This is a genomic window from Paenibacillus sp. S25 (assembly GCF_019454085.1).
Lineage (GTDB): Bacteria > Bacillota > Bacilli > Paenibacillales > Paenibacillaceae > Paenibacillus > Paenibacillus polymyxa_B.
The window spans coordinates 4,032,518-4,055,605 of sequence record NZ_CP073683.1; the positions used below are offsets into that span (position 1 = coordinate 4,032,518).

22 protein-coding genes and 1 other annotated feature are annotated in these 23,088 nt (G+C 47.5%); of the genes, 2 read left to right on the plus strand and 20 right to left on the minus strand.

What is annotated here, in order from left to right:
* Positions 1-140: 140 nt before the first annotated feature.
* The 7 genes from KAI37_RS17580 to KAI37_RS17605 all read right to left on the minus strand — a co-directional run bounded on the left by KAI37_RS17580 (position 141) and on the right by KAI37_RS17605 (position 7,575).
* The gene (locus KAI37_RS17580) at positions 141-1,604 is read right to left on the minus strand and encodes an anti-sigma factor (protein ID WP_220029901.1); all 1,464 of its coding nucleotides are present in this window, start codon (positions 1,602-1,604) and stop codon (positions 141-143) included.
* Complete coding sequence (locus tag KAI37_RS17585; protein WP_013311184.1) at positions 1,601-2,149, minus strand: RNA polymerase sigma factor; 549 nt, start codon at positions 2,147-2,149, stop codon at positions 1,601-1,603. Before KAI37_RS17585 ends, KAI37_RS17580 begins: the two co-directional genes overlap by 4 nt.
* Before the next feature lie 223 nt (positions 2,150-2,372).
* Positions 2,373-3,362 carry an iron-hydroxamate ABC transporter substrate-binding protein gene (locus KAI37_RS17590; RefSeq protein WP_220029902.1) on the minus strand — a complete coding sequence of 330 codons (990 nt, stop codon included), beginning with the start codon at positions 3,360-3,362 and terminating at the stop codon, positions 2,373-2,375.
* Positions 3,363-3,488: 126 nt separating this feature from the next.
* Positions 3,489-6,059 carry a ComEC/Rec2 family competence protein gene (locus KAI37_RS17595; protein ID WP_258383096.1) on the minus strand — a complete coding sequence of 857 codons (2,571 nt, stop codon included), beginning with the start codon at positions 6,057-6,059 and terminating at the stop codon, positions 3,489-3,491.
* Complete coding sequence (locus KAI37_RS26515; protein ID WP_258383107.1) at positions 5,989-6,141, minus strand: hypothetical protein; 153 nt, start codon at positions 6,139-6,141, stop codon at positions 5,989-5,991. The genes KAI37_RS17595 and KAI37_RS26515 overlap by 71 nt, the downstream gene beginning before the upstream one ends.
* A 179-nt stretch (positions 6,142-6,320) precedes the next feature.
* Entirely contained in the window at positions 6,321-6,839 is a 519-nt protein-coding gene (locus KAI37_RS17600) for a deoxycytidylate deaminase (RefSeq protein ID WP_069010453.1), read from the minus strand.
* Between the two features lie 88 nt (positions 6,840-6,927).
* On the minus strand, positions 6,928-7,575 hold the full coding sequence (locus tag KAI37_RS17605; RefSeq protein ID WP_071641871.1) for a ComEA family DNA-binding protein: 648 nt from the start codon (positions 7,573-7,575) through the stop codon (positions 6,928-6,930).
* A gap of 295 nt (positions 7,576-7,870) precedes the next feature.
* Here KAI37_RS17605 and comER point away from each other — a divergent pair, with 295 nt between their 5' ends.
* Entirely contained in the window at positions 7,871-8,716 is an 846-nt protein-coding gene (comER, locus tag KAI37_RS17610) for a late competence protein ComER (protein ID WP_071641873.1), read from the plus strand.
* Here the strand turns inward: comER and leuS are convergent.
* Positions 8,697-11,135 carry a leucine--tRNA ligase gene (gene leuS, locus KAI37_RS17615; protein WP_220029904.1) on the minus strand — a complete coding sequence of 813 codons (2,439 nt, stop codon included), beginning with the start codon at positions 11,133-11,135 and terminating at the stop codon, positions 8,697-8,699. The genes comER and leuS overlap by 20 nt on opposite strands.
* A 61-nt stretch (positions 11,136-11,196) precedes the next feature.
* Positions 11,197-11,454 (minus strand) — a binding site (T-box leader).
* Between the two features lie 184 nt (positions 11,455-11,638).
* Here leuS and KAI37_RS17620 point away from each other — a divergent pair.
* On the plus strand, positions 11,639-12,028 hold the full coding sequence (locus tag KAI37_RS17620) for a tautomerase family protein (protein WP_071641877.1): 390 nt from the start codon (positions 11,639-11,641) through the stop codon (positions 12,026-12,028).
* Between the two features lie 72 nt (positions 12,029-12,100).
* Here the strand turns inward: KAI37_RS17620 and KAI37_RS17625 are convergent, their stop codons facing one another.
* From KAI37_RS17625 to KAI37_RS17680, 12 genes are all read right to left on the minus strand, one after another.
* Complete coding sequence (locus tag KAI37_RS17625) at positions 12,101-12,874, minus strand: class I SAM-dependent DNA methyltransferase (RefSeq protein WP_071641879.1); 774 nt, start codon at positions 12,872-12,874, stop codon at positions 12,101-12,103.
* A 3-nt stretch (positions 12,875-12,877) separates the two neighbouring features.
* The gene (locus tag KAI37_RS17630) at positions 12,878-13,786 is read right to left on the minus strand and encodes a CvfB family protein (RefSeq protein WP_076293525.1); all 909 of its coding nucleotides are present in this window, start codon (positions 13,784-13,786) and stop codon (positions 12,878-12,880) included.
* Positions 13,783-14,130, minus strand: a complete 348-nt coding sequence (rsfS, locus tag KAI37_RS17635) for a ribosome silencing factor (protein WP_013311194.1) — start codon at positions 14,128-14,130, stop codon at positions 13,783-13,785. The genes KAI37_RS17630 and rsfS overlap by 4 nt, the downstream gene beginning before the upstream one ends.
* Entirely contained in the window at positions 14,127-14,723 is a 597-nt protein-coding gene (gene yqeK, locus KAI37_RS17640) for a bis(5'-nucleosyl)-tetraphosphatase (symmetrical) YqeK (protein WP_023989530.1), read from the minus strand. Before yqeK ends, rsfS begins: the two co-directional genes overlap by 4 nt.
* A complete protein-coding gene (nadD, locus tag KAI37_RS17645) occupies positions 14,707-15,297 on the minus strand; it encodes a nicotinate-nucleotide adenylyltransferase (protein WP_220029905.1) in 591 nt (196 codons plus the stop codon). The genes yqeK and nadD overlap by 17 nt, the downstream gene beginning before the upstream one ends.
* Before the next feature lie 17 nt (positions 15,298-15,314).
* Positions 15,315-15,611 carry a ribosome assembly RNA-binding protein YhbY gene (gene yhbY, locus KAI37_RS17650; protein ID WP_071641887.1) on the minus strand — a complete coding sequence of 99 codons (297 nt, stop codon included), beginning with the start codon at positions 15,609-15,611 and terminating at the stop codon, positions 15,315-15,317.
* Positions 15,612-15,679: 68 nt separating this feature from the next.
* Positions 15,680-16,549 (minus strand): shikimate dehydrogenase, encoded by an 870-nt coding sequence (gene aroE / locus KAI37_RS17655; RefSeq protein WP_071641888.1) that lies wholly within the window; start codon positions 16,547-16,549, stop codon positions 15,680-15,682.
* Between the two features lie 105 nt (positions 16,550-16,654).
* Positions 16,655-17,782 (minus strand): ribosome biogenesis GTPase YqeH, encoded by a 1,128-nt coding sequence (gene yqeH, locus KAI37_RS17660; RefSeq protein WP_023989533.1) that lies wholly within the window; start codon positions 17,780-17,782, stop codon positions 16,655-16,657.
* Positions 17,775-18,305, minus strand: a complete 531-nt coding sequence (locus KAI37_RS17665) for a YqeG family HAD IIIA-type phosphatase (RefSeq protein ID WP_013311200.1) — start codon at positions 18,303-18,305, stop codon at positions 17,775-17,777. Before KAI37_RS17665 ends, yqeH begins: the two co-directional genes overlap by 8 nt.
* 146 nt (positions 18,306-18,451) lie before the next feature.
* A complete protein-coding gene (locus tag KAI37_RS17670; RefSeq protein ID WP_220029906.1) occupies positions 18,452-20,698 on the minus strand; it encodes a transglutaminase TgpA family protein in 2,247 nt (748 codons plus the stop codon).
* The gene (locus tag KAI37_RS17675) at positions 20,695-21,942 is read right to left on the minus strand and encodes a DUF58 domain-containing protein (RefSeq protein ID WP_071641891.1); all 1,248 of its coding nucleotides are present in this window, start codon (positions 21,940-21,942) and stop codon (positions 20,695-20,697) included. Before KAI37_RS17675 ends, KAI37_RS17670 begins: the two co-directional genes overlap by 4 nt.
* A 3-nt stretch (positions 21,943-21,945) precedes the next feature.
* Positions 21,946-22,905, minus strand: a complete 960-nt coding sequence (locus KAI37_RS17680) for an AAA family ATPase (protein ID WP_028540432.1) — start codon at positions 22,903-22,905, stop codon at positions 21,946-21,948.
* Positions 22,906-23,088: the final 183 nt, after the last annotated feature.

A 23,088-nucleotide genomic window follows, 5' to 3' on the forward strand; every position in this document is an offset into this window, starting at 1 on the left:
CCTGCCTATAGGCAGGATCCCTTCACCACCATCTATATCAACACGGCAGCAGAAAGCTCTAGAAACTTTCGGCCGTCGGGATACGACGTCGGTTCATATAGTATATTCTCTGTTTTTAAAAGTGTGTCAACTTACGGAAACTATTTTCCAGTACTGCGCGGGACGGTGTACGTATATTTACTTGCTGTCCCATCCTGCTCCGTCTCATACATAAAGGTCTGGCTGTCTTCTGACCAGCTTCCTTTGACCCAGGCACCTTTTAGAGTACGGACTTCCAGTGTTGTTCGGTCTACACCGTTATCGGAAAGCTTATACACTTTCAGCTTTTTGCCCTCAATAGCCACCGCATAGCTACCATCTGGCGAGTTGAGCTGATCTGTAGAGGCGGATTGGGCACTATAGCTGGAAGCATTATTGTTGTCCGGAGAGACCAGTGAATTAGATACAAATCCTTCTTTACGAACCGAGTCTTGCGACACGGATGATTGCTGATCATTAGAAGATGCATTGCTGCTATCTGTTCCCAAGGCATTGCCCGAATCTTTGGTGATGCTTTTGGAAGTCGTTTCTTTTGACGTTTCATTTGACGCAATTCGATCCTGTACCTTCAAATCCTGACTAAGCGACGAAGAAGAATCATTCGTACTTGTGTTACCATTATTATCGTCCTGAGCGGTACCCGTACCCGCTAGGGGTGCTTTTTCCATTTTCGGTTCCACCTGTTCAGCAGGAGCAATCGTGGATTGATCAGATTTTTCCTGACTTAACTGTTTGTCCTCAGATTTAGGAGCATCTCCAGCAGACGGATTTTCCTTTGTCACCTGACGATCCGTACGTAGCTGTCCCTGCCCTTCATCCTGACGAGAAGAATGTTCAGCTGGTGCAGACTTCGTCGAATCTTTCTCCCCAGCTCGCTGATCGTCACGTTTCTCAGCATCCCGTTTGGAAGAGTTCTTTTCATCATCTGCATTGGTTGCACCTTGTTTGCTCAGGTCAGGATCTTTATCCGCAGGTAGCTGGGATGCATCCGTTTCTTGCCCCTGCTCTGACGGCTGCTGTGTAGAATCCGAACCAATGGCTGCATCACGGCCTCCACTGCCATTGGCTGTACCTGGAAGGATTTCCGTCTGATTCTGCCGATTCGTCACTTCGGGCGTCTGGGTTGTAAGTATGCCTTCCGCATCCTGCACTGTTTTAGGCTCGAAGTTAAACACTACAATCCCCAGTACAACAGCAGCGGCAGCCACGCCCATGGCAGCGCGCCCAGCCATTCGGTTCCACCAAGGTGTAGGCTGGGTACTTTGTCTAGGCACTGGTCCAGGTTCTAAAGCCACAGGCTGCATTTCCTGAAGCGCACTTCCCTGCTCTTCACGTGCGCGGTCAATGGCATCAAGCTGAGGCATGATGGAATCCACCAGGCTGAACGCCGGGGAAACCGTAGGCAATTCCTCCAGTTCACGAGAGAGTGTCTGAAGAATAAGAAATTTTTCCGCACAGTCCGGGCAAGTCGCAATATGGTTCATTAATTGGGACGTCTCTTCTTCGCCCAGCTCATGATCCACATAACGCTGCATCCAATCCATCACCTCTTCCCCACACTTCATCCTGATACACCACCTTTCTGATATTCCTGAAGTAGCCCTTGCAATTGCTGTCTTGCACGATATAAGTATGACTTGACCGTATTTAGCGGCAAATCCAGAGAATCTGCAATCTCGTTATAGGAGAAATCCTGCAAATATCTTAAGACAATTACCGTCCGGTGGTGCTCCGGAAGTTGTTGTATAGCCTCACGAACATCCTGTGCCATGTAAGAGGTCAACACCTCGACCTCCACGTTTTGGGGATCGTTGAATATCATGTCGTGCTCGTCAATGGAAACCGAGGGCTTCGTTCTTCTGAATTTGTCGATGCATATATTCGTTACAATGCGTTGGACCCAGGTTTTAAACTGCGCTTTTTCCTCATAAGAGTTAATTTTGGAATAGATCCGTATGAGGGCTTCTTGTGAAGCATCCATGGCGTCCTGCTCATTGTTTAGAATGTAATATGCCGTACGGTACACATGCTGTTCTATCTCTCTTAATAGGGTAATGAGAGCGTCGCGATCGCCCGATTGAGCGGCTCGAATGAGTCCCTGCTCTACCACAAAGGATCCCCCTCTCCCTGCAATATTACAGACGTATCCATTTTGCAAATTGTTGCAGGATAGACGTCTGACACTAATTTTATTTTTTTAACAAAAAAAATTATACCAAAAAGCCCAGATTCCCCAGCGTATCCTCCCTTAGAATAACAGAAAAAGGGAAGGTAGTCACCTTCCCTCCTACATACATTTAAATGCTAGCCTATCGAGCTGCAAGATCATATTGTTACTTCTTGGCAACCAAAAAATCAGATATGAGTTCTAATTGATAAGTCAGAGCAATCGGATCTTGAAAATAAAAATCGTCGATTGAGTATTGATATACTTTACCTAATTTAACGGCAGAAAGGTTCTTCCACACACTTTTAGATAAAATATCTTTTCCTTGGTCTGCTCCGTCGCCTCTAATACCCAACATTAAATAATCGGCATCGCCCAGCATCTCCGGTAAAGCCTCTATTGAAATGCTGGCCCATCCCTTCTCGAACGCTGCCCTTTCTACCTTCTCAGGAGCATGAAGTCCCAGCTCGTCATAAAGTATGGCTCCTCCACGTCCATAGGATTTTCCATATAGATATAATTCTTTTCCTGTAATCTCAAAAATAGCGATTTTTTTGCCCGAATCCATGACATCAGACAAAGCCTGTTTCTTCTCAGCAATCTTGGTTGCAAAATCAGCCAGGCAATTCTTCTCTTCCTGCTCCTTGTTTAACACTTTGCCCAGCTCCATCAGACGGTCCTTATATTGATATTTACCATATGGAATAAATACTGTAGGCGCTATTTTTTTCAGATTTTCATATGCTTTCTCATCATAGGTAATGATCAGATCCGGCTTCAGGGCAGTCACTTTTTCAAGGGACAGTGCGGAGCTATCACCGATATTTTCAACCCCATTCAAGTATTTTTTATAATATGGTGCATCAAATACGGTGTCTGGAGCCCCTACAGGTGTAATACCAAGTGCTAGCACATCACCTACATAATCACCGACTGCCACCACGACACGCTGGGGATGCTTAGGAAGAGTAATTGTACCTTTATCACTTTCATATGTACGCGTGGCAGCTTTATATCCAGTTGATGTGGTCTTGGAAGCAGTCGATTGACCGCTTTCTGTTACAGTCCCACCCCCACTTGTAGCGCATGCGCTCAATACCAGCATTAACGAAATGATAAACAAACAAGCCGATGCCCTAAATTTAAAATAACTCACAATATTCCTCCCATTAATAATGATTCTCATTTTCATTACTCATATGATTCTATCAAAGCCTACAGCTACTGTCCATGCAGATTGGATTCAAAGCAAACAGCCCACTCCTGAGAGTGAGCACCCGTTTTAGTATGTTGTTGTATTAGTATCTGTTTTGTACTGTTTGCGTTGGTACCGCACACTCAGTTTTCCTTGCTGCGCTCGAATCTGTATCTCTCCCATCGTATCTGTTCGATATATAGCAGAATCAACTCCCGATAAACGTTCCAATACCGCTTCATTCGGATGTCCGTAAGTATTGGTCGCACCGACCGAAATAACGGATACTTTCGGTCGCCAGTAGGATAACCACTCTTCCGAGGTGGAATACTTGCTACCGTGATGTGCTATTTTCATGACGTCTATAGCTTTCCCGACAGCCCCCATTCCCTTATCTTTCACACTTGATGAAAAACGAGTTAATTCAGAGAGCAACGACGACTCTGCTGCATCATCCATATCTCCTGTGAACAAAAAAGAGGTTCCCTCCATCTCCAATATCATGGCAACAGAGTAATGATTTTGCTCCTTCATAACAGGCAACTGCTCAGATTCGTCCTCCGGTAGCGTAAACGGATAGAGAAAGCGGATTTTCGTAGCCTGGTCTGGTTCCCATTCCATACTATGATGTGCACCATACAGCTTGATCTGCTTGTCTAAAGCCGTGTTCAACAGCTTACGGAATGGGGTTTTATCTGTCAGGGTACCGTTAAAAAACAAGGTAGATACAGGAAACTGGTCAAGCACAGCCTGTAGTCCTCCGGCATGATCATGATCTCCATGCGTTAAAATGACAGCGTCCAGGCGATGCACACCTCGTTGCTTTAGCAAGGGTACAATCGTATCTTTACCTACCTCATAGGGATCTGCGCGTTTGCGCCAAGCATTTTTCCCTGTAGCAAAGTCCATTGTGCCCCCGCCATCCACCAAAATATGTTTCCCGCCCGGCGTTGTAATTAAAATGCTGTCACCTTGGCCCACATCCAGATATTGAACAGTTCCCGTATTTCCTCCACCAGGAGATTGGTAACCTGTATACAATATTCCAAGCCAAGCAATAACACTTAGAGCCAGTGCCAAATGACGATAACCATTCCACTGTCGACTCGCAAATTTCCCTGCTCCCTCAGGTTCAGGAGCCGTATGCAATATAGCCGCCCATTCTGGAGAAGCTGCTAATCCTGTATATATAGGTGATGAAATGGCAGTAGAATTCAAGACGGTAATGTCGTTCGTTTGCCTGCGGGATGTCAGCCACCTTTTGAGCCAGTACAAAACACTGTACAGAGCTGCGTAATACGCCATGACCCACAGGATGGAAGAAGACGGCCAAATACTCACATAAGCATCATCTACATTCAGCCATTTCACTAGTAAAAAGGTCAAATCGTTCAATTGCTCTGCCGGCCACGCAAGAATACGAGCCCCATCCCCCCACAAAAAGGAAAGCCCCATCGCCACCGTACCTAATGGAAGCACGATATATGTAATAAGGGGTACAAGCACAAAATTGGCCGCAAATGATAACAACGAAAATTGATTAAAGTAGAATACTGTCATTGGAAACGAAACAAGCTGTGCCGTAATTGTAATCGCAACTTCACCGCCGATCAGGAAAGGCCATTTGGCGAAAAACGGCTTCATAAGTGGCATATAAATGAGTAATCCACCTGTCACCAAAAAGGAAAGCTGAAAGCTGACGCTAAGTAGATAATATGGATTCCAAATCAGCATGAGCAACGCGGATATACTTAGAATATTAAGTCCGTCTTTGAGCATACCTCGTCGGGCTGCAAACAAGCCGATCATCGCCATAATTCCCGCCCTCACAACAGAGGGAGAAGCACCTGTCAGCAGGACATAAGCCGGAATGAGTATCATCACCACCGTAAGAGATGTCTCGCGGCTAACTCTTAGTAGCTTGAGTAAATATAATAGTGTAGCTGCATATACCGCCACATGCATGCCCGATATTGCTAAAATATGCGTTAAACCAAGCTGCGTAAACTCGTTATACGTTGCTGGGTCCAACTCATCTGTTACCCCAAGTACCAGTCCTTTCATATATCCTGCGTGATGAAGTGATGTAAATGCCGATTCCATTCTCTGCCCTAGCTGCTCCCTAAGCTGATCATTCCATCTGAACAAAGTGTAGCGGTTCCACAGTGAAGCCTCCTGCTTTTGTAATGAGGCTGCCCCATCGCCTTTGAAAAGCCAGTGGATTTCCTGTGTGTGCAGGTATTCACTGTAATCAAAGCCACCAAAGTTCCCCGCTTTTGCAGGAGCCTTTAAGGTGCCACGCAGTAGGATTGCATCTCCACGTTGCCACGCTGCCGCAAGTTGCTGTTCCTGCTTGGAAGCCAACTTGATATGAACAATGACCTGTTCAGAAATTAGTGCACGATTCTCGTCCTTTTTCGAATGACTTCCGTAGTGATTGATTGAGGTGACTCTCATCTCAAACTGTGTTCGATCACCATCTACCTGTACTTCAGAAGCGATAAGCCCTGCTGCTTGAACAGGCATGTCTTCCACCATAGAAGACGATACATGAAGAGCATCGGGAATACTGCTATCATTATGCATATCATGCCAATACCAATGAAATCCACCACCGCTGAATGCAAGCCAAAGTAATACCATATGCCGGATGGGGATTTTCATCAATAAAGCTATAAGCGGAAGGATCAGGGTAACCCCCGCCCAGAGCAACAAAAGCATCCGTCCAGAATACAGACATGCTCCTGCACTTCCTGTAATCCAACAAACAGTAAGGGTCAATATAGGTCTAGTTAACACAAGTTTAGCTTGAATACAATCACCTTCCGGTAGCAAACATTGCTTTCTGTCAAAAAAACACTAAACAAAAAGAACCTCTGACAAAATAGCATTCGTCAGAGGTTCTTCCTCGTTTACTTTTTAATTCATTACATCCATCAGCGTTTCTTTCGGTGGATGATAGGTCTTCAGCATACGAAAGGCGATTCCCTTTTCCTCCATCATAGCACGAACCTTGTCGGCATCTTTGGGATAAGGTCTGTGGTATACAATCTCCACAATACCGCTGTTCGCCAACATATTGGCACACGTCCAGCATGGCTGGTCGGTGACATATACTGAAGAGCCTTCACGATCAATTCGGTCAGTAAACAGTAGCAGGTTCTGCTCCGCATGAATAGTGCGAATACAACGCTGCTTCTTAACCATTTCCTCGTGCCCATCACGGTGAACGACCTCATACTCCTCTGAGATCATACAGCCTGCCTCAGAACAGTCAGGCACCCCGGATGGTGCTCCATTATAGGCCGTTCCCAAGAGCTTTTTACCTTGTACAAGTACGGCTCCAACATGACGCCGCGCACAGCGCGAACGGGTGGATACCATATAAGCGATATCCATGAAATAGGTGTCCCAGTCCTTGCGTACATCTGCACTCATTTCCATCTCTCCCGTATAAACAAGTTAAAACGTAAACCATATCCGCTACCGCCGCTCTCAGAGCCTGTACATTGTAATCTTATATAAGTTACAAGCTGACATACGGCTTCATTTTCGCCAACATTTTAGCTCCGATTCCTTTTACATGATCCAAATCGTTCACACGTTTGAACGCCCCGTGCTGATTACGGTAGTTCAAAATAGCCTCGGCTTTTTTAGCCCCAACCCCTGGTAGCTCCATTAACTCGGCAGCAGTCGCCGTGTTGATGTTTACCTTTTTTTCGCCGGAAACGGGTGTAGTAACCGAATCACTTACCGTATTGATCCTACTCGTCGCTGCACCACTCGAACTAACAATACCTGTGTTTGAGCTCGGATTCGCAACACCTGACTGCTTTACGGTACTTGAATTTCCCGCAATAGAGTTTTCGCTCACAGCAGCAGATACACCAGTAGAAATCTGCACAGTATCACGTTTCACATTGGCAACGGCTTCGGCATTCGTACTGCTTTCAGCTTTGTCTGAATTCTCTTTTACAGCAGGCTTTTCCAGGGTATAGTCACTGCTGCGCTGCGACTCATTTGGCTCTGAATCCATCGCCACAGCCTGCTCCACCTTATGGTTAAGTAAAGTCCACTCTTCTTGCGGCTCAGAGCGCTGTCCTCCGGCAAATAAAATAAGTCCACTCCCGATTACAGCAAGCGTTATCGCTGTTCCTGTCCATACGCGTTTCATTTCCGTATCGTCCCCTACTCCACATGGATTTCAGGAAATTGAGCCGACTGAAAACACCGTCTCAATCAAACAGAGCAAGTCTGTCCAATTCCCGTTAAACCGGAGGGTGCAAACAACCTCCATACGGTCTCGCTGTGAGCATTTTTACAAAAAAGTGGTACGACCTCGGGCACGATCTAACATGCTCAGACATAAAATTCGTCATGTCGGCCAAGACCAGGCGCATACACTAAGAAGAATGACAGCTGACAGCACAGCGTCTATACCGCAAAGTATGAAAGGAGGACGTTGAACAATGAAAGTTGGATTTATCGGGACTGGCAGCATGGGAAGTCTGCTAATTGAGTCTTTTATTAATTCTAAAGCACTCAAGGCGCAGCAAATATCAGCAAGCAATCGAACGCATTCCAAGGTAACCGAGCTAGCCCGTCGTTATCCAGGTTTGCATGCAGCCCAAAGCAACCGTGAAACGGCAGCGGAAAGCGATGTTCTGTTTATCTGTGTGAAGCCGCTGGAGTCAAAAGCCGTAACGGATGAAATACGCAACGTCATTACAGAAGAGCAAATCGTCGTATCTATCACAAGCCCTGTGCAGATTCGTATTTTGGAGCATGCACTGAAAGCCAAAGTGTCCAAAATTATTCCCAGTATCACCCACCAAGTGGGCAGCGGAGCCTCACTATGCATCCATGGAAGCCGGATTACAGAGGAGGACCGCACCCTTCTGGAAGAGCTTATGTCCCACATCAGCAGGCCGATTCGGGTTAAAGAATCTTATACTCGGATCACGTCGGATTTTTCGAGTTGCGGTCCTGCTTTCTTGGCCTTTTTTATGGACCAGTGGATTCAAGCCGCAGTGCAAGCTACAGGTATAGACCGTACGGAGCTATGCGCCCTGGCCGGTGAAATGATTATCGGCACTGGAAAGCTACTCACGGAAGGCGGGATGACACCAGCCGAGTTACAGGCCAGAGTGGCGGTTCCCGGAGGTATTACTGCCGAAGCTCTCGCACTGTTGGACATCAGCCTGCATAGTGTCTTTCCCGAGCTGATACAAGCCACGCACAACAAGTATGAAGAAGACATGCAAAAGGTGGATGTCTCCTTCGGCTTAAAGCCAATTAACCGGCAACAATATTAACCAGCTTACCTGGAACAGCAATTACCTTGCGGATCGTTTTGCCGGCCAGTGCCTGCTGAACATTGTCCAACGACACAGCGAATGCTTCCATCGCTTTAGCATCAAGATCCTTGGCAATCGTTGCACGCTGCACAATTTTACCATTCACTTGCACAACAATTTCCACTTCGGCGTCCACCGTCCATGCTTCATCATAAGCAGGCCAGGCCGCGTAGGTAATGCTATCATTGTGCCCCAGCAGCTGCCACAATTCCTCGGCCAGATGGGGTGCAAGCGGCGACAGCATTTGCACGAAGTTTTCCATTGCTGCACGCGGCAGAAGGTCTGCTTTGTATGCATCGTTGGTGAAGATCATCAGCTGGCTGATCGCTGTATTGAAGCGCAGTGCATCCATATCTTCGGTTACTTTTTTCAGCGTTTTATGCCAAGTACGATTGAACTCATCGCTACCGCCGTCATTTGTAATTTTATCATTCAGGCTACCATCCTCGGAAACAAACAGGCGCCATACGCGGGACAGAAAACGATGTGCTCCCTCTACCCCATTCTCATTCCATGGCTTGGTCGCTTCCAGCGGCCCCATAAACATCTCATAAATACGCAGCGTATCGGCGCCAAACGTATTGACAATATCATCAGGATTAATGACATTACCGCGTGATTTACTCATTTTTTCATTGTTATTGCCCAAAATCATACCCTGGTTGACCAGCTTATAAAAAGGCTCTTTCGTTTCCACTACGCCGATATCATACAGTACCTTATGCCAGAAACGGGCATACAGCAAGTGAAGAACCGCATGTTCCGCTCCGCCAATGTACAAATCAACAGGCATCCATTCACGTTGTTTCTCTTTGGATACAAGCTCTTTGTCATTTTTCGGATCAATAAAGCGCAGGTAATACCAGCAACTGCCTGCCCATTGTGGCATTGTATTTGTCTCGCGGCGTGCTTTCATACCTGTCTCAGGATCAATGGTTTCGACCCAATCTGTTGCGTTCGCCAGCGGGGATTCACCTGTACCTGAAGGCTTGATATTGTCCATCTCCGGCAGTACGAGCGGAAGTTGGTCCTCAGGAACCGTTTTGATCGTTCCATCCTCCAGATGAATTACCGGAATCGGCTCGCCCCAATAGCGTTGACGGCTGAACAACCAGTCACGCAGGCGATAGGTGACTTTGCCGTGTCCTTTGCCCTCAGCTTCCAGCCATTCAATCATCTTCGGAATCGCTTCCTCGTTGGTAAGTCCATTCAGCGGGCCGGAATTGACGTGCGGTCCATCTTCAGTATATGGCTCATTAGCCACATCTCCACCTTGGACAACCTCAATGATATTCAATCCAAATTGCTTGGCAAATTCCCAGTCACGCGCATCGTGAGCAGGTACAGCCATAATCGCTCCAGTTCCGTAGCCTGCAAGTACATAGTCAGCAATCCAGATCGGCAGCTTTTCGCCGTTCACCGGGTTCACTGCATAAGCTCCTGTGAATACGCCTGTTTTATCCTTGGCCAGATCTGTACGCTCCAGATCGCTTTTACGAGCAGCTTGTTCACGGTACTGTTGTACAGCATCCTTTTGCTCAGGCGTAGTGATAATATCCACCAATTCCTGCTCTGGTGCCAGCACACAGTAGCTTGCGCCGAACAGTGTATCTGGACGGGTTGTAAATACTGTGAGTTGCTCGTCATAGCCTTCAATTGGAAAACGAACCTCTGCCCCGGTAGACTTACCGATCCAGTTCCGCTGCATATCCTTAATACTCTCAGACCAATCCAGTTCCTCCAGATCCTCCAGCAGACGATCCGCGTATTCCGTAATTTTCAGCATCCATTGACGCATTGGTTTACGGACGACCGGATGACCGCCACGCTCACTCTTACCGTCAATAACTTCTTCATTCGCTAGCACCGTTCCCAGCGCTGGGCACCAGTTCACAGGTACTTCAGCTACATATGCAAGGCCGCGCTTGTACAGCTGGATGAAGATCCACTGTGTCCATTTGTAATAATCAGGATCCGTCGTGCTGATTTCACGATCCCAGTCGTAGGAGAAGCCGAGCGATTTGATTTGGCGGCGAAAGTTATTTACATTTTTCACCGTAATTTCGCGTGGGTGCTCCCCTGTATCTAGCGCATGCTGCTCGGCAGGCAGACCGAAGGCGTCCCAACCCATCGGATGCAGTACGTTGTAGCCGCGCATTCTTTTATATCGTGAAACAATATCCGTAGCTGTGTAGCCCTCCGGGTGGCCTACATGCAGGCCGGCTCCAGATGGGTACGGAAACATATCCAAAGCATAAAACTTAGGTTTGCCCGGCTCTTCCCCGGTGCGGAACGTCTTGTTCTCATCCCAATATTTCTGCCATTTTGGTTCAATACTTTGCGGTTGATAGCCGTGCTTCGGCTGTGTGTCTGTCATTGTCTTTTCCTCCTCAAACGGTATGCAACAAAAAAACCTCTGCATCCCGTAGCGTGTCAGCGCTAGGGACGAGAGGTTATATTCCCGTGGTACCACCCTAGTTAGCAGAAAGCGTTCTTCGCGTTCTACTCCCTTTGCACCTGATAACGGAGGTGATCCGATGCGGGTTAATAACAGGATACAAGCACCTGTATAGGGCGTTCCTGCGTTGGACGCATATCTCCGAGGCGAGTTCACTTTGCACTGTCAACCGGCTTGCACCACCCGCCGGCTCTCTACATGTCCAGACAAAGCTACTATTCCTCATCAGCGATTGTTTAACCGTTAATAATGGCACTATTATATTGAAAACCGCGAAAAAAGTCAAATAAGGACTACCTTTGGTGTTAAAGACCCTCTTCATACTAATTGTTCATGACACATGCATACGAATGTTTTATAATAATTCCGAGTTAAATCGCTTCAAGTTGAGATGAGTTGAGATAAGAAAGGTGAGCTGAGAAATGGCACAGATAAAAATTTACGGAATAAAAGAAACTCTAAATCCAATCAAAAAGCAACTTTCAGAGGTGATTCATTCTGCTGTGGTGGATGCGTTCAAATATCCTCCTGACAAGAGGTTTCATCGTTTTTTTCCTATGGATCAGGAAGACTTTATATATGCCGATGGTCGCTCTGAGGCGTACACCATTATTGAAATCAGTATCTTTGAAGGCAGAACGACAGAAGCTAAGAAGCAACTCATTAACCTGTTATTCCAAAGAATTAACGATCTTTTGGGTATTTCTCCACAGGATCTTGAGATTACTATATTTGAAACGCCCAAACATAACTGGGGCATTCGGGGTGTACCGGGTGATGAGCTTCAGTTGAACTATAAAGTGAATATATAAGTGCAAAAAGACGCCCTTCATGTCATCATGAAAAGCGTCTTTCTTTTCCCATACTCGCTAAATGAAGCCTTGCTATTTTACTGCAACATAAAACAGTCTCGCCGCGTCATCTTCTGCTTCTACCCATTCAAAATCCGCATATACCTTCACCTCACGAAAACCCGCTTTGGACAATTCTGCCTTCATCCAGTCTGGGTCATAGGCACGTTGTACATGTATTTCCTCGAAACGCTGGTATAGATCGCGTCCTTCTTGTTCTGCTTTCGCAAAGATACTAAGATGATGCTCAATTTCACAACGGGGAGTGTCCAACGCACATGTCCAGATATACGAGATAGAGCGTTCGTCCAGTACGAAAGGCTGCTCTTCATCATAACGTAAAAACGTCTGGGGATGATGTACATCGAATAAGAAGGTTCCGCCAGGCTTCAGACCAGCATGCGTTCTGCGAAAAGTAGAAATTATATCTTCTTCCTCCAACAAGTAATTCAGACAATCGCAAAAAGAAATTACAGAATCCACAGGCTCGGGTAAAATCCATTCTCTCATATCCTGTTGTATCCAGCGAACGCTTCCTTCACGAAACAATCGCTGTCCCTGTGGAGTGGTTTCCATTTTGCGACGGGCTACTGCCAGCATGTCAGAGGATAAGTCGATTCCAGCCACCTCGAAGCCCGAATTAACTAGGGGGATCGTAATTGAACCCGTTCCGCAGCCCAGCTCGGCCACCGTATGAGGCATACCGTACTGATCCCAAGCCTGCCGTGCAAAGCGCAACCAGTCTGGATACGGCATGTCCTGCATCAGCTCATCATACACATAGGCAAACTTCCGGTAAGAAGCCATTTTTTATTCCCCATTCCCGTCCTTCGGTTCAGGTATATTCTCCACCAGGTAGGTCCAGTTTTCCTTCTGTGTAACCAGTCCTTCCTTCATCAGCTTGCCCATCGCACGCTTGAAGGCGGATTTACTGATACCGAACCGTTGCTTGATAATATCCGGCGGTGTTGCGTCGGAATAAGGCATGCCGCCGCCCGGACGCTCTTTCAGAAAAGCAATCAGCCGATCCGCATCCTCATCACGGCCTACTTCCTTGCGTGGTGACATCGCCAGATTGACCCGACCGTCTTCCCGAACAAGCGTGACCCGTACCTTGACCTCTTCGCCCAAGCGAAGCATCCGATTACGCTCCGAGGAATGAATCATTCCAATCGCGCCAAAACCAAGCACACCTCCGTCCACCAGGACGAATGTGCCCATCTGAAGCGGCTTGTACACAGTCGCCTGCACCCATGTATTTAACCACGAATCAGGGGCGTGGAAGCACAATGGAGCCAGCTCCTGTTCCCCTGCCAGCTTAGCTCGCAATCTGCCTTGCTTGTCATGCTCCATAATGGCATACACGTAATCGCCCACCCGAGGATGTAAATCTCGGTTTTCTGGCAACTCACGAATCGGCAGCAAAAGCTGACGACCCAATCCCATCTCCAGGAAACAACCCAAACGCGGATGCACATCGGCCACCTCAAGCTTTGCCATTTCGCCCAACGACAAGAACGGCTTTTTCATGGTTGCGGCCAAGCGGTCCTCTGTATCGTGAAAAATAAATACCTCCAACCGTTCACCAACTTCAATTTCACGTGTCAGCTCCGTATAATGCAGCAGCACATCCTGCTCACCAACAGTGAGAAAGTAACCGAAAGGAGATACCTCACGATCCACCATAATGGTGACATAAGTACCGGCGATCAAACTCATACCTTTTCCACAACCTTAGCATCCGACCAGAGTCGTTCAATGTTATAGTATTCGCGCTCGTCGCGATGGAAGACATGCACTACGACATCCCCCAAATCCATTAGAACCCAACGGGCGGAATCCATTCCTTCGATTCCTTTGATGGTTACACCTTCATCATGAGCGCGTTTGCGAATTTCTGTTGCAATCGCCTGTACCTGTGTATCCGAATTACCGTGGCAGATGACAAAATAATCAGCTACTAGTGATATTCCCCGCAAATCCAGTGCGACAATATTCATTGCCTTTTTATCATTTGCAGCATCAACCGCTGTTTGCATTAATTGCTCATTAGTTAGGGTCATTCATGAACCTCCGTTTTTCTCTGTTTTAGTTGTTGAATCAAGTCATTGCGCGACAAGACTGTCAGTGGAAAAATAACCTTTTTCTTTTCCAGCAACAATGTAATCGTGGAGTCAAATCCAGCGATAAGGCCCTGCTCCAAGCTTTTCTTTGCCTGTTTACGGATATGCTCCACCCCGGGAAAATCCCGTCCCGGTTCGATGTAATCAGCAAGACACACGACTTTATCCAGCAGGCTCATACCTACGCGTCCTGACGTATGCCAGCGGATCGCATTCCTTATTTCCGGATCATCCACTCCGTAATCTCTTGCTGCAACGCAGTATCCTACCTCTGAATGCCAGAGCTGCTTGTCATGTTCCAAAAGCTCCTGATCACATTCGGGATGACTGCGAATCACCTCTTCCATCTGCTGGACAGGCCAATATTTCGCTACATCATGCAAAATAGCCGCCAGTTCGGCCTTATCCGGATCTGCTCCATATCGCTGCGCAAGCTCCACTGAGGTATGCATAACACCTAGTGTGTGCTTCCAGCGCTTTTCAGGCATTTGACCAGATACGGCTTCCATTAATTGCTCACGGCTGTACTTCATACAAACCGCCCCTTGTAATATAGTCATGCACACGATCAGGCACAAGATAACGGATGGTGCGCCCTTCCGCAGCACGCTCTCGAATATCCGTCGACGAAATGTCCACCACTGGCATATCCGCCAGCAGTACCTTGTCCTGCAAATAATGTGGCAACTCATCCAACGCAAGCTGGAACCCCGGGCGCCGAACACCAATAAAACAAATTCGCTGCGCCAGTTCCTCAATTCCCTGCCATTGAGGCAAGTAGTTCACCATATCCGCACCAATAATAAAATAAAAATCCACAGCAGAGTGCAACTCCTGAAGCTCCTTGATCGTGTCAATGGTATAGGATACTCCTCCGCGAAGCACTTCAATATCCAGCACTTCAAAAGCAGGATGACCCGCTACCGCTTCACTCGTCATCTCCAGACGCTCCTTACCGCTCGCCCCCGCCTGATGCTTGTGCGGAGGAATATGAGAAGGCATAAACCATACTTGATCCAGCCCATAGGCATCTCTTGCCGCTTCTCCAGCCAGCAGATGTCCAATATGAATCGGGTCAAATGTACCACCCATAATACCGATTTTCATAATTTTCTCCCCGCGTGTTATCCTCTAGGCAACTCGATTTCCTTATGATCACGAGATTCTTTGTACAAAATAATAGTGCTCCCGATGATCTGAACAAGCTCAGAACCTGTCTCCGTGGCCAGTTCTTCCGCAATTTCATGTTTGTCGTCCAAACAGTTGTTCAAAATTTGCACTTTCATCAGCTCACGCTTTTCAATCGCATCGTTGATGTGACGCATAAGATGCTCATTCGTACCGTTTTTGCCTACTTGAAATACCGGGTCCAAATGATGCGCCATTGAACGCAAATATCTTTTTTGTTTACCTGTTAACATGTATATTTAACCCCTTCGTCGCCACATATGCAATGCAGCATTTCCATAATTTTAATGTACAATCTTACCTACGACAGGCTACTCAGCACAGCCGCTCTCATTTGCTCTACAGCAGGGACAACCCCTGTAAAATACTCAAAAGCCACAGCCCCCTGGTACACGAACATACCCAAGCCCCCATGTACAGTGCAGCCGCGCTGTTCACGGCTTTCCCGTAAAAGTCTCGTTTCCAGCGGATTGTAGATCAAATCACTCACAATGATTCCCTCCGGAATCAAGCTCGTTTCCAGTGGAAGTTCATCCGATAAAGGAGACATTCCCACCGAGGTTGTGTTAATCAACACATTCACTGTGGCGAGCACGCTCTTGGCCTCCTCGTTGGAATACCCCCTTACTGGGATCGCCTCCGTCGTCCACTCTAATGCCAGTTGCTCAGCTTTGTCACGTGTTCGATTCAAAATAATAACCGATTCCGGTCGCTCTTCCAATAGAGCATGAATTACGCCACGAGCAGCCCCTCCGGCTCCAAGAACAGCAATTCTTGCTCCCTTCAAATCGACAGAAGTCTCTTCTTTGAGGGAACGTACGTAGCCAATTCCGTCCGTGTTATAGCCCTTAAGCCGTCCATTGTCATTCACTATCGTATTGACAGCGCCAATGAGTCTGGCCCCTTCATCAATCTCATCCAGATATTTCATAACCTCGACTTTATGGGGAATCGTCACATTGACTCCGCGGAAATGCATAGCGCGAATCCCCTTCATGGCATCTTCCAGCTGATTCGGTTTGACATGAAGAGGTACAAAATCTCCTTCAATCCCCGCTGCCTGTAAAGCTATTTTATGCATAAGAGGCGATTTGGAGTGCTTGATCGGATCACCCAATACGCCCAATAGTACAAGACCTTGTTCGGTCGCTTCAGACTCCCCGCTGTTCATCGTTGCTCTCCCCCATATTGCAAAATATTAGGCCGCACAAATACATGAATGGCGGCAGGAACCAGTACCTGTTCCTTGCCGCCCTATAACATGGTTACAGCAACGTTATATCAACGCAGGCCGCAAAAGCACACGGACTCCCCGAGGAGCATGAACCGCAACCAGAGCTCCGTTCTCGCTATTCACTCTGATCCATCCCAAACCTGAAATGTAGATGTCCGATGGAGATTTGCGTGGAACGCGGAATTCATGTCTTGTCCATTCCGGCATTTCTGCCAATTGATCTCGTGTTGGCGGAGATAACAATTCCCCGGCATGATCAGCGAACAACTGATCAGCCCGCTCCAGCTTCGTGCGATGTATTTTAAGACCACCGTTAATGTAGCAGGTAAATGATTGGTGCTGACCCTCCACAAAATCAAATCGGGCCATACCGCCGAAAAACAATGTTTGTCCGGCATCAAGCTGATACGCAGCAGGCTTCAGCGGCTTATCCGGCATAATAGCACTCAAGTCCTGACGGGAGACGATCTCACTGAATCGCCAAGGGTATACAATACCCGGAGTATCAATAATATGCTTGCCGTCGTCGAGCGGAATATTCACCATATCGAGTGTAGTCCCCGGGTAACGGGACGTTGTAAGTTCCTGCTCCATATCGCTATAATCACGAATCAAGCGGTTGATGAGCGTGGATTTACCCACATTTGTCGCTCCGACCACATATACATCGCGGTTACCACGGAGCTCAGATACCACATCCAACAGACGGTCAAAGCCCTGATTTTTTTTAGCTGAGCACAGAACAATTTCTTCCGTGCGAAGTCCTTGCTCCTTCGCTTGCTTTTGTACCCAGTTACGTACCTTGTTCCAATTCGTTACCTTAGGCAGCAAATCGGTCTTGTTCACAGCCAGTATAACCGGATTGGAGCCTACAAAGCGTTGCAGACCGGAAATCAAGCTACCTTCAAAATCAAAAATATCTACAATGTGGATGACAAGCGCATTCTTGTCCCCAATCTGGCTGAGCAGCTTCAAGAACTCATCTTGATCCACCGTCACTGAAGACGTCTCATTATAGTTTTTGATCCGGAAGCAACGCTGACAGATGACAGGTTCGCGAGTAAGCAATTTTTCAGGGATATATCCCGGAAGCTCCGGGCTAGTGGTCTGCACGGTGATACCGCAACCACTACATTTGACGGCAGTGCCGCCGTCAGGTCTTTCAGTCATTCTTCTTTTCCTCCTCAAGCCATAAGCCTTTCTTACGTAACCTTGTGAGCGCGATTCGCTCCAACCGCCGATTAAATCGGGTCATGACTCCTTCATCATGAATGGATATCGGTAGCACCAACACCGTATGCAATCCCAGTCGGTTACCTCCCAATACGTCCGTCAACATTTGGTCTCCGACCATAATAGTCTCTTCCGGAGTCAGCCCCATCATACGGATGGCTCTACGAAAAGACGAGTTGGAAGGCTTCCGTGCGGCATGTATAAATTCAATGTCCAAAGGCGTAGCAAACACGGATACACGGTCCATATTGTTGTTAGACACGATGACAAGCTTAAAACCCGCCTGTTTGACCTTCTCAAACCAGGCCACCAGCTCGGGAGTCGCATTCGGCGCTTTTGCGCCGACCAGCGTGTTATCCAGATCCGTAATAATGCCGCGATATCCTTGAGCATACAAGCCTTCAAGATCAATATCAAAGACGGTATTCACCCGTAATTTGGGCATCAGCATTTCAAACAACGTCGGTCACCTCAGTTTCATACGACAAACTATACCATATTACTATGGCTTAGTAAAAAGCTATCCGCAACAAACGGACAGCTTTTTCACTAAATATATAGCTAAAGATTAAAATAGACGGCAAATTGAACCTAATCAAAAATAGACTAGTCTTGATCCTTCTGATCCGTCGCAGCTTTTCGTCCAGCCCATCGTTTTATCCATCCTTCTTTGTGTAACAGAGAGGCCTGCTGGCGAACCATATGCCAATCTTCTGCGGTTACGGATGAGGGACTATAACGCGCTTGTTCAAATCGTCCAAGCAGCTGATGTAAAATTGAAGCGTGTTCTGGTACTTCTAGCGACCATCTATTAACTGATTCCCTCAGCGTCTCGTGACTGGCACGGACAAATCCCTTTCTTCGCATGTACCTTAACCAGTGCTCAGTTTCGACGACCACCTTTTCATCCGGGGTCAGCGGCTTACCTCTGCGTAATCGCAGCAGGTAAAAGTGAATGTCTGCCCGATTACGCCAGACGATATAAGCAGCCCACAGCAGCAGAATTGCAGCAGCAGAACCTATAATTACAGGATGAATCTTTGAACCTTCCTCCGGATCAGTCTGCGGGTTCTGCTCAGGCTGTTCTGGTTCAGATTGATCTTTAACCTCTGGGGCTTCTGGAGTCTTTGAATCCTCCTGTTCCGTAAGCAGCGGCATATCAAAGCCCGGCGTAGCTTCTACAGGAACCCAACCGTATTCACCTAAATATACTTCCGCCCAGGAATGAGCATCCGCATTTGTCACGGAGTAAGAGGACATATTTTCGTCACCTTCGCCCGTTGTTGCATCATCTGAAAACGTCTGCTGACCAGGTGCATACCCTTTAACCCAACGGGCTGGAACCCCAACAGAGCGAGCCATCATGACTAATGAGGTGGAATAATAATCGCAATAGCCCTCCCGAATCTCAAACAGAAAGGCATCCACAAAATCTCTGCTTCTTTTCCGTGAGAGGTCCGGGTTGTTCGTATATGCATAATTTTGCTGCAAATACTGCTGTAGTAATCCGACTTTTTCATACGGCGTTTTCGCCGTTGACGTTACGTTCTGAGCCAAATCACGAACCCGCTGTGGCAACTCATCTGGAATTTGTAGATAGGCATCCTGTTTGTTTTTTCCGTACAACCCATTAAAAGTTTTTGTGCGTAGCTCTTTCTCAGGGATCACAGGGACATGTGATACCAGAGTATACGTTTTAGGATAAGCAGTTCTTCGGGAGGATGGATTCCAAAGCAGTTCCGCCTGTTCCGGGTTCCACCGTAACCCGTCTGCCCGTGAATCTCTGTCCACCGATTGAACACGCTGTACCGAATAGGCACCAAACAAAACAGGATAGCTCTGGTCGTTTTGCATCGTAATGGTCTGAACGACCTGCTCAGTCGAATGCCGCGTTTCTTGTGTGTTTTCAAGCTCTGCGGTCATTGGAACATCATTTAGCGTTTGATCATCGTTTCCCCCGTCACTCCAGCCTGTACCGGAATAGGTTCGTTTCGTTTCCCCCCGCCAATAGCTTCGTTGAGTGGTCGTTATGGTCATGACAGGAGAATAATCAAAATTAAAACCTCCACCCAAACGATTATCCTGGCGACTATAACCTGATGCGGTGTTCATCCGCTGATTCAGTGCCCCAGATCCATTGCTAATCCCGGCGGTGATTGAGCTATTTCTCTGGGTCCACGCTGTATAGGGATCCGTCAAAGCTGGCTGTACCTCGGGCATATTGACACCAGCCATAATAATGAGCGCAAAAATGACCGCAATATTGGCTGCTATTTTATATGGATAGCGTCGAATATGCTTCCACCCTTGAGGATAATGCTGCCGAAAATACTGCAGATGCTGTGTCACTAGCCAACCCATACCAGCAAAGACGATCCAGGCAACCTCCTCCCACAGCACAGTTGGCGTAAAGGAATCAAGCACTGCCAGCGCGGCGATATTAATACCCACAAAAACAAGAATCCGCTGCTTCGTTGTAACGATGAGCGGCACCATTTCAATAACTAGCCAAGCGATGAGGGAAAACCAAATATAAGGAGACATATTGGATATAAATTGGTCCAGGCGATTGGCTACCCCTCCGAAGGGGATAATGATGGAGTAAGACACCAATGTCCGATACAAAATAAAAAACAGCGCCGCCGCCTTAACAATAAATTCAATCCAAGGACGAAATGGTAGTACAATCTTCACCAGAGCCAGCATTGTAATGGTCATCAGTATAAGTGCTCTTGTCTCTTTCAGCCATAATTCGGAAGCAAAAGAAACCCATTGCATGGCAATAATAATAATCCATAAAAATGTAAAAGCGGGGGCCCAGGAACCCTTTAACGATTGTAACCAGCTCTTCATAGTGTCCCTCCCCCCATTACAGCCGGGAGCTCTTCAAGGCTCTCAACATCGTAGCCCTTGATTCCCCTTGCACGAAGCATGCTCATCCATTCTTCAGCTTCTCCCTCAGCAGAACCTTCTCCGATATAGACATGGCACGGAGTCATCCCTCGGGTATCGGCCCAGCGAAGAAGCTCCATCGCCTGATAATCCTTCAGTGGACTAATCAGTATAAAATAACAGCCTTGCGGAAACTGGCGCACACTGCTTTCTATAGCGGATTTCAAGCTACCTTGTGAAGTTGTGTGTATGTCTACCAAGTGATGCATCATTCGTTGTCGTTCCAATGTCTGCTCACTTGGCTGATAGACAGTGCCTTTTTCTCCAGCTGTGCACAATCCAACCCCCATTCGCTCCCGTCCACCATATTCCAGCAATGAAGCGGTAGAGGATACAGCTAGCTCAAACTGTTCGGCGTTTACATAATGCTTCATGTGTACGTCCAGCACAAGCATCGTTTTTGGAACGGTCTCATGCTCAAATTCCTTGGATTTCCAGCTACCTGTACGAGCCGTCGCATTCCAATGGATGCGCGAAAACCGATCTCCATATACATAGTCTCGTACACCGTTAATTTGTGTCGTTTCACGCCGCGTTCGAGTTTGAACGGTCTGCGGTCCAGACATCCTTGAGCGACGGTCATACATCTGCCAATATGGAATGAATACCGTTCGGGGCAGCACCCGAAATTCACCGCGTGCGTTCAAGCTGCCTTTGTGCTCCAACAGACCGAAGATGTCCTCACTCACACATTCAGTTTCCTCAAAGTGGTAGCTTCCTCGCTCTAAAGCGGGAGTCTGAAATGTAAGCTGACCGCCCCCTTTTAGACTGGGAATGACACTGTCCTCAAACGACCAGGATTCACCTGTATGCCGCTTGAGGACCTCACGGACAATGACATAGGGTAACGGAAGAAAACCAGGAATGCTGAGGCTCAGCTTTACATGCACCTGATCTCCCGCATGCAGCAGTTCTCCAAACTCCGAGCCTTGCGAAAGCTGCCGGGAGCCTTGCACACGGCGAACTCCGCTCAGACCAACAATCCATAAATAAACGATTAACAGCGTAACCATAGACAACAGCATGACCGACGTCTTGCCGCCCTGAAACAACAAATATAGCAGGCACACCACCCATATGACCACCAGAAGCCAGATGCGGCCTGACAGCCGGGGAAGCCTGCGCTTCCTTTTGACCATATTCATTCCCTAAGGACGCTCCATTCGTACGGGTACATGAACCTGCCGAAGGACAGCTTGGAGCACAGACTGAGCATTGGAACTGTCCAGACGCGCCTCGGGACGCAGCAACAAACGATGCGTTAGCACATAAGGTGCCAGCGCCTTCACATCATCAGGCAGCACATAGTCACGGTTGTCCAGAAAAGCGTATGCCTTCGCAGCCATTACAAAAGCAAGCGCCGCCCGGGGGCTAGCTCCCAGCAGCACGGATGGATGTTCTCTTGTTGCACGCACGATATCAAGTAAATAGGACGTCACTGCTTCGTCCATATAAATTCCTCTAATTTCCTGCTGGATGTCAGCAACCTGCTCCATATGAGCTACAGCCTCCAGACGGTCTGCTGGCTGGCCTGCCTGATGATGAAGCAGCATGTTTCGCTCCGTCTCCATGTCAGGGTAACCCAAGCTGATTTTGAGCATAAAACGATCTAACTGTGCTTCCGGCAGCATATAAGTGCCTTCAAAATCAATCGGATTTTGTGTCGCACACAGCATAAAAGGATGAGGCAACATATGCGTGTCCCCATCCACCGTCACACTGCGTTCCTCCATAACCTCCAGCAGAGCCGACTGTGTTTTCGTCGTCGCTCGGTTAATTTCGTCCGCCAGCAAAATATTAGTCATCACAGGACCCGGACGGAAATAAAAACGCTCGTCCCGTGGATGAAATATGGATACCCCTGTAATATCACTCGGGAGAATATCAGGATTACATTGAACACGGCGGTAATCACCGCGCATGGATTTGGCAAGAGCCTTGATCATTTGCGTTTTCCCCGTACCCGGAACGTCCTCGATCAGAATGTGTCCACCCGCCAGCATAGCCGTAAGCAGTAATTTTATTTCAAAGGATTTACCTAATATACATGATTCCAGATTAGAACGGATTGCAGATACAATCTGCACAGATTCTTGACGTACGGGCATAGCTCTGTAAACCTCCTAGATAGCAACATGTTTCCTATTATTGTACATGAAGGTGGGCACAGAGTACACTTAACCCCCTGCCCGTATTATTCAGACTTCATCCTTCTTTCGATTTTTCATATGCAGAACAATTAAAAACCCCTCGGTCATTAGATCCGAAGGGCACATGTATACAGTTATTTA